A 3,541-nucleotide genomic window follows, 5' to 3' on the forward strand; every position below is an offset into this window, starting at 1 on the left:
TCCTCCCGCAGGGCGACCCGCCCCTCACCCGCGTAGACGTTCATGGAGTTCCCCCGCAGGAATCCCACCAGCGTCAACCCCGTCTCCGCCGCCAGGTCCACCGCGAGCGACGACGGCGCCGAGACCGCCGCCAGCACGGGAATCCCCGCCATGACGGCCTTCTGCGCCAGCTCGAAGGAGGCCCGCCCGGACACCAGCAGGATCGCCCGGGACAGGGGCAGCCGCCCGCTCCGCAGTGCCAGCCCGATCAGCTTGTCGACGGCGTTGTGACGGCCCACGTCCTCCCGTATGTCCAGCAGTTCGCCGTCCTCGTCGAACAGGGCCGCCGCGTGCAGGCCGCCGGTGCGGTCGAAGACGCGCTGGGCGGCGCGCAGCCGGTCGGGGAGGCTCGCGAGGAGCTCGGGCCCGACGCGGACCGGAGGGGTGTCCGAGATCGGCCAGCGGGCGGTCGTACGGACCGCGTCCAGGCTGGCCTTGCCGCACAGACCGCAGGAGGACGTCGTGTACACGTTGCGCTCCAGGGTGATGTCCGGCAGCACGACCTCCGCCGCCGTCCTCACGTCCACCACGTTGTACGTGTTGTGCCCCTCCGCGGTCGCCCCCGCGCAGTACACGATGTTCAGCACGTCGGACGCCGAGCCCAGAACCCCCTCGCTCACCAGGAACCCGGCCGCCAGCGCGAAGTCGTCGCCCGGGGTGCGCATGGTGATCGCGAGCGGTTTGCCGTTCAGCCGGATCTCCAGCGGCTCCTCGGCCACCAGCGTGTCCGGGCGGGACGAGACGGCCCCGTCGCGGATGCGGATCACCTTGCGTCGTTCCGTGACTCGTCCCATTACTTCTCCCCAAAAGATCTTGTGACCGATCCGATTATCAAGGACATCCGACCTTCTGACAGAAGCCGACAACCCGGGTGCCCGATTCCTGTTCCTTCACCTGTCGGGCTACCCGCCGGTCACTGATCAGACTGGTGAACCCCGCCACCCACGGCAAGCAAGCAACGAGGGGGATCGCCATGAACGGCTCGCGCATCGCCGCCGTCGGTCACTACCAGCCCGCCAAGGTACTCACCAACGAGGACCTGGCCGGTCTGGTGGACACCAGCGACGAGTGGATCAGGAGCCGGGTGGGCATCCGGACCCGGCACATCGCCGGGCCGGACGAGCCGGTGGACGAGCTCGCCGCGCACGCCGCCGCCAAGGCGCTCGCGACGGCGGGGCTCACCCCCGCCGACATCGACCTGATCCTGGTCGCCACCTCCACGGCCATCGACCGCTCCCCGAACACCGCCGCCCGCGTGGCGGCCCGGCTCGGCGTGCCGAGCCCCGCCGCCATGGACGTCAACGTCGTCTGCGCCGGCTTCACCCACGCCCTGGCCACCGCCGACCACACCGTGCGCGCCGGCGCCGCCACCCGCGCCCTGGTCATCGGCGCCGACAAGATGTCCGACGTGGCCGACTGGAGCGACCGGACGACCTGTGTGCTCGTCGGCGACGGGGCCGGCGCCGCCGTGGTCGAGGCCTGCCCGCCGGGAGCGGCGGCGCCCGGGATCGGGCCGGTGCTGTGGGGTTCGGTGCCGGAGATGGGGCACGCGGTACGGATCGAGGGCACGCCCCCGCGGTTCGCGCAGGAGGGGCAGAGCGTCTACCGGTGGGCCACCACGCGACTGCCGCCGCTGGCCCGGCAGGCCTGCGAGCGGGCCGGCCTCGCGCCCGAGGAACTCGCCGCGGTCGTGCTGCACCAGGCCAACCTGCGGATCGTCGAGCCGCTCGCCGAGAAGCTGGGGGCCGTCAACGCCGTGGTCGCCCGGGACGTGAGCGAGTCCGGCAACACCTCGGCCGCGAGCATCCCGCTGGCCCTGTCCAAGCTGGTCGAACAGGGTGCCGTCACCACCGGCGACCCGGTCCTCCTCTTCGGCTTCGGCGGCAACCTCTCGTACGCCGGGCAGGTCGTCCGCTGCCCTTGACGCGCTGCAGGGCCACCTCCCCGCCCCACCACCCCACCGCCACTTTGTCCTCTCGCTGGAGAAAGTGGCCACCAATCCATGCGCAACTTCTTCCCACTTCCAGCAGTCACTGCTACGGTCCCCTCGAAACCAGATCGGCTGGATGGCCGAAAAGCCGCGTGGACAGGCCGAATTGAGGCGGGGAGGGGCTCGTGAGACGTATGACGGCACGACCCGCCAACACACACCAGGCCCGGCTGCTGAAGCTGCTGCGCGACGGGGGCCCCAGTTCCCGGGCACAGCTCGGTGACCGGGTCGACCTGTCCCGGTCGAAGCTGGCCGTGGAGGTGGACCGGCTCCTGGAGACGGGACTGGTCGTCGCCGACGGACTCGCCGCCTCCCGCGGCGGCCGCCGCTCCCACAACGTGCGCCTCGCACCCGGCCTGCGCTTCCTGGGCGTGGACATCGGCGCGACCTCGGTCGACGTCGCCGTCACCAACGCCGAACTGGAGGTGCTGGGACACCTCAACCAGCCGATGGACGTGCGCGAGGGCCCCGTGGCGGTCTTCGAGCAGGTCCTCGCCATGGCCGCGAAGCTGCGGGCATCGGGCCTCGCGGAGGGGTACGACGGCGCCGGCATCGGCGTCCCCGGCCCCGTCCGCTTCCCCGAGGGCGTCCCCGTGGCGCCCCCGATCATGCCGGGCTGGGACGGCTTCCCCGTGCGGGAGGCGCTCAGCCAGGAACTCGGCTGCCCGGTCATGGTCGACAACGACGTGAACCTCATGGCGATGGGGGAGCAGCACGCGGGCGTCGCCCGCTCCGTGGGCGACTTCCTCTGCATCAAGATCGGTACCGGCATCGGCTGCGGCATCGTCGTCGGCGGCGAGGTCCACCGCGGTACGACGGGCAGCGCGGGCGACATCGGGCACATCCAGGCCGTGCCCGACGGACACCCGTGCGCCTGCGGCAACCGGGGCTGCCTGGAGGCCCACTTCAGCGGCGCCGCCCTCGCCCGCGACGCCCTCGAGGCGGCCCAGCAGGGCCTGTCCTCCGAACTCGCGACCCGGCTGGAGGCGAACGGCCGGCTCACCGCCGCGGACGTCGCCGCCGCTGCCGCCGCGGGCGACCCCACCTCGCTCGACCTGATCCGGCAGGGCGGAACCCGCACCGGTCAGGTCATCGCCGGACTCGTCTCCTTCTTCAACCCCGGCCTGGTGGTGATCGGCGGAGGGGTCACCGGCCTCGGCCACACCCTCCTCGCCGCCATCCGCACCCAGGTCTACCGCCAGTCGCTCCCGCTGGCGACCGGCAACCTCCCCATCGTCCTGGGCGAGCTGGGCCCGAAAGCCGGCGTCATCGGCGCGGCCCGGCTCATCAGCGACCACCTGTTCTCGCCGGCCTGACCGGCGCGCACGACCCCGCACCACCGGCACGATCCCGCACCATCAGCACGGTCCCGCACTATCGGCACGATTCGCACCGCCAGCACCGCCAGCACCGCCAGCACGCACCCGTACCCACCGGCACGCACCCGCGCGTCCCGCGCGACGGAACCCACCCAGCACCCCCGCGTACCCGAGTCCCCGAACACCCGAGTAC

General features: G+C 72.4%; 3 protein-coding genes. 2 read left to right on the forward strand and 1 reads right to left on the reverse strand.

Annotated elements, in window-relative coordinates; translation table 11 throughout:
* Positions 1–833, reverse strand: an 833-nt coding sequence (fdhD, locus tag C1I97_RS33470; protein WP_111006782.1) for a formate dehydrogenase accessory sulfurtransferase FdhD, incomplete at its 3' end; no start/stop codon positions are given.
* A gap of 179 nt (positions 834–1,012) precedes the next feature.
* Here fdhD and C1I97_RS33475 point away from each other — a divergent pair.
* Positions 1,013–1,963, forward strand: coding sequence for a beta-ketoacyl-ACP synthase III (locus C1I97_RS33475; protein WP_111006783.1), 951 nt, complete (start codon positions 1,013–1,015; stop codon positions 1,961–1,963).
* 200 nt (positions 1,964–2,163) lie between these two features.
* Positions 2,164–3,345: an ROK family transcriptional regulator gene (locus C1I97_RS33480; protein WP_111006784.1), complete on the forward strand. Its 1,182-nt coding sequence runs from the start codon at positions 2,164–2,166 to the stop codon at positions 3,343–3,345.
* Positions 3,346–3,541 lie beyond the last annotated feature (196 nt).

Source organism: Streptomyces sp. NTH33, from assembly GCF_003236365.1.
GTDB lineage: Bacteria > Actinomycetota > Actinomycetes > Streptomycetales > Streptomycetaceae > Streptomyces.